The organism is Sphingobium sp. WTD-1, assembly GCF_030128825.1.
Lineage (GTDB): Bacteria > Pseudomonadota > Alphaproteobacteria > Sphingomonadales > Sphingomonadaceae > Sphingobium.
On sequence record NZ_CP119127.1, the window covers coordinates 3,754,389 to 3,769,110 of the forward strand.

The window sequence follows — 14,722 nt, forward strand, 5'->3', positions numbered from 1 at the left end:
CGCCGCAAATGAACGACCTGCTCGCGCGCCATCCCCGGCTTGCCGCCCTGCTTGCCGGCTTCCTCTCGGCGACCGGTTTCGAGCCGCTGAAACTCTGGCCGGTGACCATCGCCTGCTTCGCGCTGCTGATCCTGCTGGTCGAGCGCGCGCCCGATCGCCGCGCCGCTTTCCTGCGCGGCTGGCTGTTCGGGGTCGGCCATTTCACTTTGGGTCTCAACTGGATCGCCCACGCCTTCACCTATCAGGATGCGATGCCGCACTGGTTCGGCTATGGCGCGGTGGTCCTGCTCTCGCTCTATCTCGCCGTCTATCCCGGCCTCGCGACCTTGGGCGCGTGGTGGGCCGGGCGCCGCTTCGCCTTCACCGGCCCGGCTTTCCTGCTGCTGTTCGCCGGCTGCTGGATCGCCAGCGAATATGCGCGCGCCACCATCTTCACCGGCTTTGCCTGGAACCCGCTGGGCGTCACCCTGCTGCCGACCGGCGCCGCGATCGCCGCGACCCTGATCGGCACCTATGGCCTGGGCGCGCTGGTGCTGCTCGCCGCCGGGGCCTGCCTGCTCACCGCCCGCCGCCAGTATCGCCCCGCCGCCGCCATCGCCGTGCCGCTCGTCGCCCTCGCGCTCTGGGGCCAGTTCTCGCCCGCGCCGACGACGCCCGCCGGTGCGCCGCTGATCCGCGTGGTCCAGCCCAATATCGGCCAGGACGAGAAATATTCGGCCGAGCTGGAACAGGCGCATTTCCGCACCCTCGCGACCCTGTCGGGCAAGCCCCGCCCTGCCCCGCGCCTGATCTTCTGGCCCGAAGCGGCGATCCCTGCCTATCTCGACATGGAACCCGAATGGCGCTGGCGCCTCGCCGACCTGATGGGGCCGGGCGACCTGCTGATGACCGGCGCGACCAAGGTCTATTTCAAGGATAGTAAGAACGGGGGGCCTTATGGCACGACCGAACTGGCCGGCGCCAACAACAGCCTGTTCGTCGTCACCCCCGATGCCCAGCTGGCCGCCCGCTATGACAAGGCGCATCTCGTCCCTTATGGCGAATATCTGCCGATGCGCAGCATCCTCCAGCCGATCGGCCTGTCGCGGCTGGTGCCGGGCGACGTCGATTTCTGGCCCGGCCCCGGCCCGCAGAGCCTGCCCCTGCCCGCCACCCTTGGCCGCCCTGCGCTCAGGATGGGCGTGCAGATATGCTATGAGATCATCTTCTCAGGCCAGGTGGTCGACCGCGCCCATCGCCCGGACTTCCTGTTCAACCCGTCCAACGACGCCTGGTTCGGCAGCTGGGGGCCGGTCCAGCATCTGGCCCAGGCCCGCCTGCGCGCGCTGGAGGAAGGGCTGCCGATCATCCGCGCCACGCCGACCGGCGTCTCCGCCATCGTCGATGCGCGCGGCCATATTCTCCACGCCCTCTCCAGCCATCGCGCGGGCTATCTCGACAGCCGCCTGCCGCCGCCGCTGCCCGCCACGCTGTTCGCGCGGATCGGCAACTGGGCGCCCTTCGCCTTCCTCCTGATCCTGCTCGGGACGGCTATTGCCTTGCGCAAAGGCAAAAGCTAATAACCACATAAAGTTTTCTTTATATCCTTTCGTCCGCCCATGTCTTACGGGAGTCTCATGCGTAACCAATTCCTCTTCACCTCGGAATCCGTTTCCGAAGGCCACCCCGACAAGGTCGCGGACCAGATTTCCGACTCGATCGTCGACCTGTTCCTGTCCAAGGATCCCGAAGCCCGCATCGCGTGCGAAACCCTGACCACGACCCAGCTCGTCGTCCTGGCCGGCGAAATCCGCTGCAAGGGCGTCTATGAGAATGGCGAATGGGCGCCGGGCGCCAAGGAAGAAATCGAAGCGACCGTCCGCGCGACCGTGAAGCGGATCGGCTATGAGCAGGACGGCTTCCACTGGGAAACCTTCCGCTTCGAGAACAACCTCCACGGCCAGTCCGCGCACATCGCGCAGGGCGTCGATGAAAGCGGCAACAAGGACGAAGGCGCCGGCGACCAGGGCATCATGTTCGGCTATGCGTCGGACGAAACCCCCGATCTCATGCCCGCCACCCTTTATTATTCGCACAAGATCCTGGAGCGCATGGCCGCCGACCGCCATGGCAAGGTCGTTCCCTTCCTGGAACCCGATGCCAAGAGCCAGGTGACGCTCGAATATATCGACGAAAAGCCGGTCCGCGCGGCCGCGCTGGTCGTCTCGACCCAGCATGCCGCCGGCATGGACAATGACGACAGCCGCGCCGAGCTGCGCGCTTACGTCAAGGGCGTGATGGCCGATGTCCTGCCCGAAGGCTGGCTGCCGGGCGACGAGAGCATCTATGTCAACCCGACCGGCCTGTTCGAAATCGGCGGCCCCGACGGCGACGCCGGCCTCACCGGCCGCAAGATCATCGTCGACACCTATGGCGGCGCGTCGCCCCATGGCGGCGGTGCTTTCTCGGGCAAGGATCCGACCAAGGTTGACCGTTCGGCGGCCTACATCACCCGCTACCTCGCGAAGAACATCGTTGCCGCCGGCCTCGCCCGTCGCTGCACGATCCAGCTCAGCTACGCCATCGGCGTTGCCGAGCCGCTCTCGCTCTATGTCGACCTGCACGGCACCGGCACCGTCGAAGCCTCGGCGATCGAAGCCGTGCTGCCGACCCTGGTGCGCCTGACCCCCAAGGGCATCCGCACCCATCTCGGCCTCAACAAGCCGATCTACCAGAAGACCGCTGCCTACGGCCATTTCGGCCGCACCCCCGAAGGCGACTATTTCCCCTGGGAAAAGACCGATCTGGTCGACGCGCTCAAGGCAAAGCTGGCCTGATACCGGCCACCACGTAAATCAGGGGAAGGGCGTCGAAGCATGGCTTCGGCGCCCTTCTTCTTTGCCGGCCTTCCTTGCCGGAACATGACGAAAAGTTCATTGGCCTGCGCCCGCGGAACCGCGCATAGAGAGGGCGTCGGGCTCGCACCCCTGTCGAGCCCGGCACCCTCCACCCAGGGCAACGCCATGACCCGTCCTCTTGCTACCGCCTTCATCAGCCTTGCATTTCTGGTTGGCAGTGCCGCTCCTGCACTGGCAGCTCCCTGCAAGGATGCGAAGGGCAAGTTCGTCACATGTCCGCCAAAGGCGGCCCCGAAAAAGGGCCCCTGCAAGGACGCCAAGGGCCGCTTCGCCAAGTGCAAGTGACCTGACGAACTGGACAGACCGGTCGGGCCTTGCCTCCCGGCCAGCCTTCGGGTCGCACCACGGCTAGCCAGCTTCAAGGGCCGTCCTGCCGCTCTCCCCTGTTCGGCATCCCATGGCCCTTGTGCTCTGCCCCCTTCCCGCTACCTTGCCTGCATGCATAGCGGGAGGGGGCAGATATCCATGTGGATGCGGGTGATCGGCGCTATTGTGATGACAACGGTCCTGGCCTCCTCCGTCCAGGCCCAGCCAAAGGCCATCGCCGTCAAACCCGACAGGAGCTGGACCCACAAACCATCCGCTATCGCCTTCCCGCCGAAGATTGACGGCTTTGCCCGCAGCGCGGTCGAAGATCTGAGCAACGGCGCGCTCCTCGACACATCGATTGCCTATGACGATCCGATCAGTCGCACCCATGTGAATATCTATGTCTATCATGCCGCCATGCCGGCCACCGCCATCTGGTTCGATGTCGCGGCCACCATGATCGCGACCAACGACAAGTTCGGGCGCCCGGCCGCCTTGGGCGATCCTGTGGCCTTTGCCCTTCCGGGCAGTTCCGTACCGGCCGGCCTGCGCCAGAGCTTCGCCATCACCCAGGTCGGCCGCAGCAGCGGCGTTGCCGTCATCGCGCTCGGGGAATGGGTTGTAAAACTGCGCGTCACTTCGCCCGTCCATGATGCAGCCCAACTCGACGCCCTGATGGATCGGATGATAGCCCAGTTCGGCTGGCCCCGCGTGCTGCCGCCACTCGCGACGGTCGCCCCGCTCAAAGCCTGCCCCCAACCGCTTGTCTTCGGTGCGCGGGCGGACAAGGTGACAAAGGACGGCGCGTCCGTCATTGCCGGCGCGATGATGGGCAATATCGACCGCAGCGTCAGGGAAAAGGCGGCGAAAAATAGAGAAGCCCCGGCCGCACCAGCCTATTGCGTCCATCCCGATCGGATACAGGGCCGCCTCCCCATCTATCAGGGCGAGGCGAACGAGGGCAGCTATGCCATCCCGCTCGGCGATTCGGGCACCATGCTGGCCATCACCCGAAACACGCTGACCGCCTTGCTCGGCGGCAAGGATGAAGGCAGCGCGCCCTGGACCGTCACCGTCCGCAAGCTCGACCAATGGCTGCAATATCCCAGCTATGCCAGCGCGCCGCCGCCGGCCCAGGCGATCGAAATCGTCCAGTCGGAAAAGCCACTGTCGGCCACCAGCGTCTATGGCAAGCAAAGCCAGATCAGCCTGTCGCCGGACGCCGTCGCAAACTGATCGGGCGCACGCGGCTTGCTCCATCGGCCCGCTCCCGCTATCGGCGCACCCCATGACCGCGCATAAATCGGGCGACCCGACCACTCTCAACCGCCTTTATGGCCGCCAGTCCGGCCCCAAGCTCCGCAAGGGCCAGCAGGAACTGGTCGACACGCTGTTGCCTGCCGTATCGGTGCCGGCTGAAGGCGACGTCACCGCCGCCGACCTGTTCGGCTATGACCGCCCGCTTCATTTCGAGATCGGCTTCGGCGGCGGCGAGCATATGGCCTATCGCGCCGATATGCTGCCCGACCATGGCTTCATCGGTTGCGAGCCGTTCCTGAACGGCGTGGTGCAAGCGCTCGGCCATATCCGCGATGGCGCGCTCGGCAATGTCCGGCTGCACATGGGCGACGCGCTCGACGTTCTCAGCCGCATCCCCGACGGGTCGCTCAGCTTCGTCTATCTGCTCCATCCCGATCCCTGGCCCAAGGCCCGCCATGCCAAGCGGCGGATGATGAACCCCGGCCCGGTCGACATGATCGCGCGGAAGCTCAAGCCCGGCGGCGAGTTCCGCTTCGGCACCGATCATCCGGTCTATCTGCGCTGGGCGTTGATGGTGATGAACGGCCACCCGGATTTCGACTGGCTGGCGAGCGATCCCAAGGACTTCCTGACCCGTCCGGGCGGCTGGCCCGAAACCCGCTACGAGGCCAAGGCACGGCGGCTGGGTCATGAAGTCTGGTATTTCCGCTACCGCCGCCGATCCGCGCCCTGACAAGGGGCCGCAGGCGTCGGATTGCCGCTGCGACATGACCCATCCGACCGGTCCGTACCGACCCGCTCCCCCCGCCATCTGGACATGAAATCCTGATGGCGGCCCGATCAATTCGCCTTGGACAGGTCCACCTTCTCGACCCATTCGGGGTAGAAGGTCGGCTCGCGGTTGGACCAGCCGACCGCGGTGGCCGCCGCCTCACTGATCGACTGCAACAGCAGCCGCCGCTTTTCGGGATGCAAATGCGGCAGGCTCGCCGCCGCGCAGAAGGCGCCCGGCAGCCAGGGCCGCGCCCCCGCCCCCAGCAACCGCTCATAGAGGAAGCGATAGGCCGAGAAGCTCGCCAGCCGGTCCTGCCCCAGGTCGAAGGCGGACACCGTCACCAGCGGCGCCATGAACGGCTCCACCTGGTCCAGCCCGCTATCGTCGGGGACATGCGCCTTGATCTCGTCCAGCCGGCCATAGATGCGCGCCTGGGCGCGGATGCTGGCTTCCTCGACCATGTCGCGCGACCATAGCTTCATCGCGTCGCGGCGATGCAGCCCAATGTCCAGCGATCTGCGAATATATCTTTGCGTGGCCGACGGGAAACTGGCGAATTCCCGCAATTCCGCCAGGGTAATGGCCCCGTCCGCCGGTCTTGCACTCGTGCCCATTGCTCATGCCCTCCGACTTGAAGTCGATCAGCAGAACATGCGCCCCGCATGGTTAGCAAAGGCTTAACGGGCACCTGTCCCACCGATTGTCACAAGGGACCAGATTTCGTTTTGCAGTGCAACATGATATTTTTGTGAAATGCGACGGACCGAGGATTATGCCTGCGCTTCAACCGCTTCGGCTTCCAGCAACCAGGCCAGTCCGGCGCTCGCATCATCGAAGATCCGCAAATAAGGCTGCGTCATTTCGCGCTTCACCTGCAACCGCGTGATCGCGCTGCCGGTGATGATGGCGATCCGCCGCGCCTTGGGAAAATCGCCAAGATTCGCGCGAAAGGACGCGACCGCCTCCTGCGGCTGGGCGCTGCTGGCGCTCATGTCCATGCGCAGCAGATAGCCCGGCTTGAACCCCTCGGCCAGGAAGCGGGCCTTGCACTCGCGGGCATAGGCCGCGACTTCCTGCGCCGTGAACAGCTTGGACCATTTGATGTCCAGCAGGTTCAGATCATGGCGAAATTCGATGTGGTACATGGCGCAGTCTCCTGCGCGCTCCCTGCCACGACCGGGTTAATATTTCGCTCCGGGGACGCCCCTGCTCAGGCCGGGCGCCGCTCCAGCACCGCGCCGATCATGCTGCGCCACACCGCCACGTCGCCGGCCCGCGCCATGTCGGCATCGGGTTCGCGCAGAGTATGCAATATCGCATAGGCATCGTCGACATGGTCGGGCCAGGCCGCATCCACCGCGCCCGCCGCATGGGGATCCTTGCCGCCGCCGTTCAGGCTCAACTGGCGCCCGGCCAGCACGCGGGCAATGCGTTCGATCGCGGGGGTGGTGGAAGTCGGCATCGTCGTCTGCTCCTCTCGCGCGGGAAGCCGGCCTGCCGCCTGATGGCGGTCGGGGCCGCGCTTGCCCTACTGGAATAACATGGATTTTCGCGGTCCGCTATCGGGGACGCTCGGGCTTTTCGGGAAACCCCGAAGACGGCACCGGTTCGCCGTCATCGTCGGGCCGGCTGGTCGCGGGCGGGTCCGACGCGTCCATGCTGTCTTCCAGTGCCTCGTCCAGCTTCTTCTCGCTCTCGCGCCGGGTATCGCTCATCTGCGCCTCTCCTTTTCTCCTGCCGGATCAACCGACAGGAGCCAATGCCGGTTCCGCCCCGGTTCCCCCCGCCGCCGCTTCGACCAACCGTCAAGCCGCTTCGACCAGCATCGCGCACAGGGGGCGACAGCGCCGGCAAGCTGGCGTAGATATCCTCCATGACACTTCCCACCGAAGACGGGCCACGCGGCGTGGCGCCTGCCGTTGCCCTCTATTCCATCATCGGCTTCTGGTTCTTCTATGCCGTGCTGATCAGCCTGCGCGCGGCGGTGGTCGGCTTTGACTCCCAGATCGAAATGGCCGCGCGCCGCGCGGTGGTGACATTGATCGGCATCATCGTCACCTGGGTGCTGTACCTGGTGCTGCGCCGGTTCGACGGCAAACCGCTGATGATCCGGGTGGTGGCCGCTTTCTCGCTCGCCGCCCCCTTCGCCCTCGCCATGGCGGCGGCCAATTTCTATGTCTTCAACATCTATGATCCGGTCAGCATGTTCCCCGACGCGGATCATGAGAAATATACCCAACAGGGCTATGCCCTGACCGCGATCCTGGAAGATGCGCTCAGCCGCTATTTCTTCCTTGCCGCCTGGGCCGGCCTCTATCTCGCCCTCTCCTATGCCAGCGAGGCGCATCGCACCGAACGCCGCGCCGCCCGGCTGGAACGCGCAGCACAGCAGGCCGAACTGCGCTCGCTGCGTTATCAGGTGAACCCGCATTTCCTGTTCAACACGCTGAACTCGCTCTCGTCCCTGGTGATGAAGGACCGGCGCGACGAGGCCGAACAGATGATCATGTCGCTCTCCAATTTCTACCGCACCAGCCTCACCGGCGATCCGCTCGATGACGTGCAGCTGGAAGAGGAAGTCCATCTCCAGAAACTCTATCTGGATATCGAGGCGGTGCGCTTCCCCGACCGGCTGACCACCCGGATCGATATTCCCGCCGACCTGCTCAGCGCCTGCGTGCCGGGCCTGATCCTCCAGCCCTTGGTCGAAAATGCGATCAAATATGGCGTCTCGCGCACCTCCAGCCCGGTCGCCATCACCATCCGCGCGCGCGAGGAGCATGGCCTGCTGCACCTCACCGTCGCCGACAATGGCGACAAGCCGCCCAGCCCCGCCGATGGCGGCAGCGGCATCGGCCTCGCCAATGTGCGCGACCGCCTGTCCGCCCGCTTTGGCGATCAGGGCCGGATCGACTATGGTCCACAGGCCGATGGCGGCTTTGCCGTCAATCTCTTCCTTCCGCTCAACCGCCGGGGGTGCTGACGCCCATGTCCATCCGCACCATGATCGTCGATGATGAGCCGCTCGCGGTCGAGCGATTGCAGATGCTGTGCGCGCGCGAACCGCGCATCGCGCTGGTCGGCACCGCCAATGATGGCGAGGCGGCGCTGCGCCTGGTCGAGGCCCTGAAGCCCGACCTGCTGCTGCTCGACATCGCCATGCCGCTGCTCGACGGCATCGGCGTCGCCCGCGCGATCAGCCAGATGGGCATTCGCCCGGCGATCATCTTCGTCACCGCCTTCGAAAGCTTTGCGGTCGAGGCGTTCGATCTTGCCGCAATCGACTATCTGCTCAAGCCCGTCGCCCATGATCGCCTGACCCGCGCGGTCGACCGGGTCGAACAGGCGCTGCGCAGCCGCGACGGCGAGGATGGTGCCCCGTCCGCCCCGGCCGATCCCACGCCCGAATGGGCCGAGGAATTCTGGGTGCCGCACCGATCCGAACTGGTCCGCATCGCCGCCGACCAGATCGACCGGATCGAGGCGGAGCGCGACTATATGCGCCTCCATGTCGGCGCCCATAGCTATTTGCTGCACCAGACCATCAGTTCGCTGGAGGAACGGCTCGATCCGCAGGCCTTCGTCCGCCTGCACCGCTCGCACATCGTCCGGCGCCCGCATATCGCGCGGCTGCGTCACGACGGCAGCGGCGTCTGGTTCGCGGCACTGGCGGACGGCAATGAAATCCGTATCGGCCGCACCTATCTCGCCAATGCACGGGCGATGACCGGGCGCTAGACGCGTCCGCTACGCACTCAATAGATCCACTGGATGCGGGTCAGGAAGGTGTCGCTCTCGCCGCGCTCGGCGAACCGGTCGAGCCAGGTGTGGCCCCAGGTCGCGCCGAATTTCCAGCGCGTCGTCGCCCACCAGTTAAGGCCCAGCATCGTCTTCTTGAACCGGCCGCCCTCGATGCCATTATCGTCCAGGTCCATTTCCGAATAGCGCGCCACCAGTTCGGGCGCGCCCCAGCGGCCCTTGGGAATGACGCGCCGGGCATAGCCGACATTGCGGTCATAGGGCCGGGTCTCGCCGGTCAATATCCAGCTGCCGGTGACATACCAGCCATGGAAGACCGGGTCGCGAAATTCGCGCGAATTGGTCCGGTTCAATATATATTCGCCCAGGAACGACACCGGCCCGACATTCAGCAGCGCCTCGCCGGCAAAGCCGTCGCTGCTCTGGGCAGAAAATTTCCCGGTATCGATCGCGACGTCGCCGACATTGGTTTCCGCCCGGCCGCTATAGCGGACCGTGCCGTCCGCCGCGGCATGGCGATAGGCGACGCCGACATGCAGGAACTCGTTGCGGTCGGGCACGTCCCAGATCAGCCCGGTCATGCGCGCCGAATAGTCCCAGCCACGATCGGTCGAGCTGCCGAAATCCCAGCTATCCTTGTAGGCGCCCGCCGAAAAGGTCGCCGCCTTGTTCGCGCCCAGCACCTGGACGAAGCGGACGCCGAAATTGCGCGACGTGAAAAAAGGCGTCAGCACGCGCTCGCTATGCGGCAGGTTCGCCGAATCCCCGACCATTTCATAGGAGAATGTCTCCTTGGTCTTGCCCACCGTCATCTTGGTGCGACTGCCCAGCGGAAAGGTCAGCGCTGCGTCGGTCAGCTTCCACTTCTGCTCGGGCGCGGTGTCGAACCCCTTATATTCGCCACTGACCTGATAGCTGACCCGATAGTCGCCACCGATCGAACCGGTGATGTTGAGCCGGGCCGAACGGACCTGGAACTCGTCCCTCAGCCGCCCGACCTGGTCTTCGCTCACCGCATCCTGGGCAAAATCGGTCCAGTCGCCGATCATGGCCAGGCCAAAGCGGATCTTGAAGAAGGGCTGTTCCTTGCTGGGGTCGGCGGGCTTGGCCGGGGGAAAGTCGGGAATGACATAATGGGGCGTTTCGTCCACCGCATGCACATCGCCGCCGCTATGATGACCGATCGGTTCATAGAGCGATTCCGTGCTCTGTGCGCGGGCAGCGGAGGCGTGAAATCCACCCATCAGCGCGATTGCCATGATGACGGGCGAAGTGCGAGAAAGACGCGCGCGCATGACCGATATCCCCTTGAACCTGCCTCTCCTGATCCTCGCAAATCAAGCGGTCCGCCATCGGGGGAAATACCGAGAATAACCGGGACGGCGCGCCCGCCCTCCCATAGAAAAAGGCCCGGCTTGCGCCAGGCCTCTCCCTTCCCTCGACGGGATGATTTGCGTCAGTTGCCCACGACCGGCCGGGCATCCTTGGCATCGGCATAGCGCTCGTTCGTCTGGGCGCGGGCGATGGCGGTGGCGATCGGCGCCTCGACCTGGGCAATCGCGGCCGAACGACAGGCGGTATATGCCGCCAGATCGCTGGTCGAGCAGACCTTGCCCGCCGCGCGGGAAATGCGGCTGCGCAACTGCTGCTGGTCGGCGTAGCGGGTCAGGTCCAGGTCGCCGAAGCGAACTTGCGTAGTGCGGCCGTTGGACTTGAAATCCTGGGCCGAAGCGATGCCGGAACCGGCCAGCAGGGCGGCGGCACTCAGGGTGGTGATGATCTTGGCGGTGGCGAACATGGCGTGTCTCCTCAAAACTGTCATGGCATCCGGCCTGCGTCGTCAGGGGGCGTCGACGCGCCGGATGCGAACGGTTTGGCGGGGGTCTTGTGGGGGCGTTGCGCCATATCCCGTTCGCCCATCCTGTGTACGCGCTGTGCCGGCGCGCCGCTCGTCCGCTTCGACCGGTAACCCTCGGCATCGGCCAACGACCGATCCATCGACCAAGAGCGGACAGGCGCGGACGAACGACCGGACCAATGCCATTCGTCCACGAAACGACAGCGCATTCCCTAGGGGAAATTACGGAGATGCAGGAGGAGCGGACATGAAAACGCCCCCGGCGCAAGGGAATGCCGGGGGCGTATCCGGGATGCTGTCGGGCACTCCAGGATTCATGTCTCAACTGTTACCGTCAACACGGCACCATCGGCCGTGAACCGTCGCTTAACGCGCTGCTCTCTGGCCTGTTTCGATGTCAGAATAACGACAGGACCAGCCCTGCGGACGCCGCTTCGATGACCGGGGTATAACATCCGCCGGGCGGCATCGGTGGGGGACGAACCGCCCACCGCCATCCACCAACGACATCAGCCTTCCAGCGGCGGCAGTCCGGCGCGGCACAACGCATCGGTCAGATAGGCGGCAAAGGCCGCGTCCCGGCCCGGCAGCCGATGCCGCAGCCAGGCCAGCCCCACCAGCCCCCGCCAGGCATTGAGCGCTTCCGGCTCCATCCCCGCCAGCTTGCGATAGCGGCCGACATAATAGGCCGTCGTCGCGTCGCGCAGCTTGCCCTCCAGCGCCCCGGCCGCCTGCCCCGGCCCGAACCGCATCAGCATCTCGCTGCGCACCACGTCGGCCGCCGGGGCCGAGCGGGCCGCCTTGGACCAGTCGATCACCGCCAACCCGTCGCCGCTGACGATCATATTGGCCGGATGCAGGTCGCCATGGGACAGATGATCCCCTTCGATCAACTGGTCCAGCCGGTCGATCGCCGCCGCGCGCAGCCGGTCGCCGATCGGCGCCATCTCGATATCCTCGGCCAAGATCGCCTTGCGGCTGCGCAATTCGGGCAGGTCATGCGCATGGATGGCGCGCTGCAACGCCGCCATCGCGCCCATCGCCCAGCCGATCCGATGGGGATGGCGGACGATATAATGGAGCAGGTTCGGCCCCTCTATCTCGCTATAGATGATGCCCTGCCGCCCGCCAGCCTCGGCGCGCCCGAACACACAGGGCACCGGTAGCCCGGTCGCCTGGATCGCCTGCGCCATCGCATATTCGCGGCCGATGATCCCGGCATCGACGCCTTCGTGAAACAGCTTGAGCACCTTGCCGCCCTCAAGCCGATACACGGCCGCGGACGCCCCCTCGGCAATGAAGGTGGAAGGATCAGGCAGGCTCATGCCACTCGCCTGTGCCGCAGCCGGGCGGGATTGGCCAGTGTTTTTGCGACGGGTGCCGCCGGCGCTGATGGCCGACGGCACCCATCCTCTTTACCAGCCGAAGGTCATGCCGACCCGGCCACCGGTCGAGCCCTTGACGGTCGAACCAGCGAAGCCGCCGCTCATCCAAACACGCTCGGTGACCTGGGCCACAGCCGCGCCGGAAAAGCCCTGCTGGCCGCGATAGGTCGACAGGTTGAACGACAAGGCAAAGGTCGAATCCGGCGGCAACAGCGTGCCACCCATCGCCATGGCCGCCGCGATGCCGGCGTTGGCCGCGCGCAGTTGCTGCTTCATGCCGACGACTTCGCCTTCCAGCGTACCGACACGGCCTCCAAGGCCCGACAATTCGCCGACATCCAGCGCCGCCGTCGCCAGGTTGCCCGCCGCATCGGTCGTCACCAGGCTGACCGCGCCCGACTGGGCAGCCCGGCTGGCCGAGGAGGTGATGCCGGCGGCGGTATAGGTCGAACTGGCCGAACCCAGCGCCACCTGGCCCTGCCGGACGGTGGTGACATTGGCACCGATCGCGATGCTATCGGCATAGACCGCCTGGGCGCCATTACCCAGCGCAACCGCGCTGGCGCCATTGGCCGTGCTCGCATTGCCCAGCGCGACCGCCCCGTCGCCCGTGGCCGTGTTGTTGGCGCCGATCGCAACCGCGCCGGTGCCGGTCGCGACATTGGGATCGCCGATCGCCACGGCGCCGTTGCCGCTCGCGCGATTGGCATAGCCGACCGACACGGCCGCACCGTTGGTCGCCTGCGCGCCATTGCCGATGGCGACCGCGTTGGCGGCCGACGCATTGGCGGCATTGCCCATTGCAATCGCATTGGCCCCGCTCGCGGTCGGGGCAGCGCCCGATCCATTGACAGCGATATAGGCGGTACGGGCCGCTGCCGCATCGGCGCTGCTCTTGGCATCATTGGCGGTCGCCAGCGCGCTGTTGGCGGTGCCGGCGATGCCGTTGGCGACATTCAGCGCCTCGGTCGCATTGCCGTTGGCCGTGCCGATCTGCGCCAGCGCATTATTGGCGATATCGCGCGCCTCGCTGCCATAGGCGATCGCCGTATCCGCCTTCACGCCCGCCGCATCGGCAGACGCCTGCGCCGTCGCCGCGTTGGCGAGCGCCGTGTTGGCGGTGCCCTGCGCGGTCGCCGCATTGGCAAGCGCGCTATTGGCCGTCCCCTGCGCCGCCGATGCGTCGGCCTTCGCGCTGTTCGCGGCATCCTGCGCCATGGCCGCATTGGCCAGCGCAGCGTCAGCGGTCGACTGGGCGGTCGCGGCGTTAGCAAGCGCCGTATTGGCGGTGCCATTCGCCGTCGTCGCGGTCGCCAGCGCGGTGTCGGCGGTGGACTGGGCAGCCGCTGCATCGGCCTTGGCGCTATTGGCCGTGGTCTGCGCCGTCGCGGCATTAACCAGCGCGGCATCCGCCGCAGTCTGAGCCGCAACAGCCAAGCCATTTGCAATATTGGCGTTGGTCCGCGCCGTATTCGCTATAGTCCGAACCTGATCGAGCTGCGTCAAATTCACCGCGTCGGTGGCCTGGCTACCGGCTGCCAGATTGGTCAATTGCCGCTCCGAACCACTCTGACCGATGGACACGCTTGCAGCGCGATCCGCAATCGAACCATTGCCAAGCGCAACGCTATTATCCGCCAATATGATCGTCTTGGCGCGAGAGCCGAATGCCACACTATTGGCGGCTTCCGCAATCGAACCATATCCCACCGCGACATTATTGTCGCGCACGGCATAGGCGCTGCTTCCCAAGGCTACCGACTGCTGGCCATAGGCTCGCGCGGAAGAACCTGACGCCACAGAATAGCTGCTGGCGCTTCCGCCGATGGCAGTGCCATAGGCGTCCGCCGTCGCACCTGCGCCAATGGATATCGCCACGTCACCACTGGCCTGCGCGCCGATGCCCATCGCAACCGAATTGGTCCCACTCGATACGCTCATATTGCCAAGCGCAATTGTGCCGACGTTGCTCGCAGCCGCAAGATCACCAATCGCAATCGACGATTCTGCCGCCATGGACGATGTGCCAATCGCGGCTCCTGAACGCGCGGCCGAGGCCCTGAACCCCATAGAAACGCCCCTGTCGTCAGCCGAGCTTCCGAAACCGACGGCTGTGGCATAATCTCCGGTGGCACGGCTCGAAGCGCCGATCGCCGTCTGGAAGGCGGTGCCTGTCAGCATTGGACTTCCGGCATAGGCATCGGCGCCTATCGCCGTGGCCCCATAATCCCTGGCTATCGCCCCTGCCCCGATTGCGGTTGCCATATCCGCAAAAGTCTTGGCATCGACGCCACATTCCGTCGATTGATCGCCACTTCCTGCATTGCATTCCACCGTCTCATCGGCGCGCGCCATACCGGCCGTGGCGAGCGCGCACAGGCTGATCCCCGCCGCGACGCTGCGCGACAGGCCAAATTTCTTCATCATGAAACAGACTACTCCTACAGACCAACGGTGCAGTCGGAGGGGATCGCTCTCA

At 65.7% G+C, this 14,722-nt stretch carries 14 protein-coding genes; 6 read left to right on the forward strand and 8 right to left on the reverse strand.

What is annotated here, in order from left to right:
- Window positions 1–8 precede the first annotated feature (8 nt).
- The 4 genes from lnt to trmB all read left to right on the forward strand — a co-directional run bounded on the left by lnt (window position 9) and on the right by trmB (window position 5,199).
- Entirely contained in the window at window positions 9–1,559 is a 1,551-nt protein-coding gene (gene lnt, locus N6H05_RS18505; RefSeq protein WP_284111039.1) for an apolipoprotein N-acyltransferase, read from the forward strand.
- Window positions 1,560–1,616: 57 nt separating this feature from the next.
- Entirely contained in the window at window positions 1,617–2,816 is a 1,200-nt protein-coding gene (gene metK, locus N6H05_RS18510; protein ID WP_284111041.1) for a methionine adenosyltransferase, read from the forward strand.
- Window positions 2,817–3,392: 576 nt separating this feature from the next.
- Complete coding sequence (locus N6H05_RS18515; RefSeq protein WP_284111043.1) at window positions 3,393–4,442, forward strand: hypothetical protein; 1,050 nt, start codon at window positions 3,393–3,395, stop codon at window positions 4,440–4,442.
- 52 nt (window positions 4,443–4,494) lie between these two features.
- Complete coding sequence (gene trmB, locus N6H05_RS18520; protein WP_284111045.1) at window positions 4,495–5,199, forward strand: tRNA (guanine(46)-N(7))-methyltransferase TrmB; 705 nt, start codon at window positions 4,495–4,497, stop codon at window positions 5,197–5,199.
- Window positions 5,200–5,306: 107 nt separating this feature from the next.
- Here the strand turns inward: trmB and N6H05_RS18525 are convergent, their stop codons facing one another.
- The 4 genes from N6H05_RS18525 to N6H05_RS18540 form a co-directional block, all read right to left on the reverse strand.
- The gene (locus N6H05_RS18525; protein ID WP_004207710.1) at window positions 5,307–5,855 is read right to left on the reverse strand and encodes a hypothetical protein; all 549 of its coding nucleotides are present in this window, start codon (window positions 5,853–5,855) and stop codon (window positions 5,307–5,309) included.
- 156 nt (window positions 5,856–6,011) lie between these two features.
- Complete coding sequence (locus N6H05_RS18530; protein WP_284111046.1) at window positions 6,012–6,386, reverse strand: STAS/SEC14 domain-containing protein; 375 nt, start codon at window positions 6,384–6,386, stop codon at window positions 6,012–6,014.
- A gap of 65 nt (window positions 6,387–6,451) precedes the next feature.
- Complete coding sequence (locus tag N6H05_RS18535) at window positions 6,452–6,703, reverse strand: hypothetical protein (protein WP_037507992.1); 252 nt, start codon at window positions 6,701–6,703, stop codon at window positions 6,452–6,454.
- 97 nt (window positions 6,704–6,800) lie between these two features.
- Window positions 6,801–6,956 (reverse strand): hypothetical protein, encoded by a 156-nt coding sequence (locus N6H05_RS18540; RefSeq protein WP_284111048.1) that lies wholly within the window; start codon window positions 6,954–6,956, stop codon window positions 6,801–6,803.
- Window positions 6,957–7,114: 158 nt separating this feature from the next.
- On the opposite strand from N6H05_RS18540, the gene N6H05_RS18545 reads away from it, so the two are divergent.
- Together N6H05_RS18545 and N6H05_RS18550 are read left to right on the forward strand one after the other, a co-directional pair.
- Window positions 7,115–8,224: a sensor histidine kinase gene (locus tag N6H05_RS18545; RefSeq protein ID WP_284111049.1), complete on the forward strand. Its 1,110-nt coding sequence runs from the start codon at window positions 7,115–7,117 to the stop codon at window positions 8,222–8,224.
- A gap of 5 nt (window positions 8,225–8,229) precedes the next feature.
- A complete protein-coding gene (locus N6H05_RS18550) occupies window positions 8,230–8,979 on the forward strand; it encodes a LytR/AlgR family response regulator transcription factor (protein ID WP_284111050.1) in 750 nt (249 codons plus the stop codon).
- Between the two features lie 17 nt (window positions 8,980–8,996).
- Here N6H05_RS18550 and N6H05_RS18555 read toward each other — a convergent pair whose 3' ends face one another.
- The 4 genes from N6H05_RS18555 to N6H05_RS18570 form a co-directional block, all read right to left on the reverse strand.
- Window positions 8,997–10,295: an OprO/OprP family phosphate-selective porin gene (locus tag N6H05_RS18555; RefSeq protein ID WP_284111052.1), complete on the reverse strand. Its 1,299-nt coding sequence runs from the start codon at window positions 10,293–10,295 to the stop codon at window positions 8,997–8,999.
- A 161-nt stretch (window positions 10,296–10,456) separates the two neighbouring features.
- Window positions 10,457–10,798: a UrcA family protein gene (locus tag N6H05_RS18560; protein WP_284111054.1), complete on the reverse strand. Its 342-nt coding sequence runs from the start codon at window positions 10,796–10,798 to the stop codon at window positions 10,457–10,459.
- Between the two features lie 569 nt (window positions 10,799–11,367).
- On the reverse strand, window positions 11,368–12,183 hold the full coding sequence (locus N6H05_RS18565; protein ID WP_284111055.1) for a phosphotransferase family protein: 816 nt from the start codon (window positions 12,181–12,183) through the stop codon (window positions 11,368–11,370).
- A gap of 90 nt (window positions 12,184–12,273) precedes the next feature.
- Window positions 12,274–14,670, reverse strand: coding sequence for a YadA family autotransporter adhesin (locus N6H05_RS18570; protein ID WP_284111057.1), 2,397 nt, complete (start codon window positions 14,668–14,670; stop codon window positions 12,274–12,276).
- Between the last annotated feature and the right edge of the window lie 52 nt (window positions 14,671–14,722).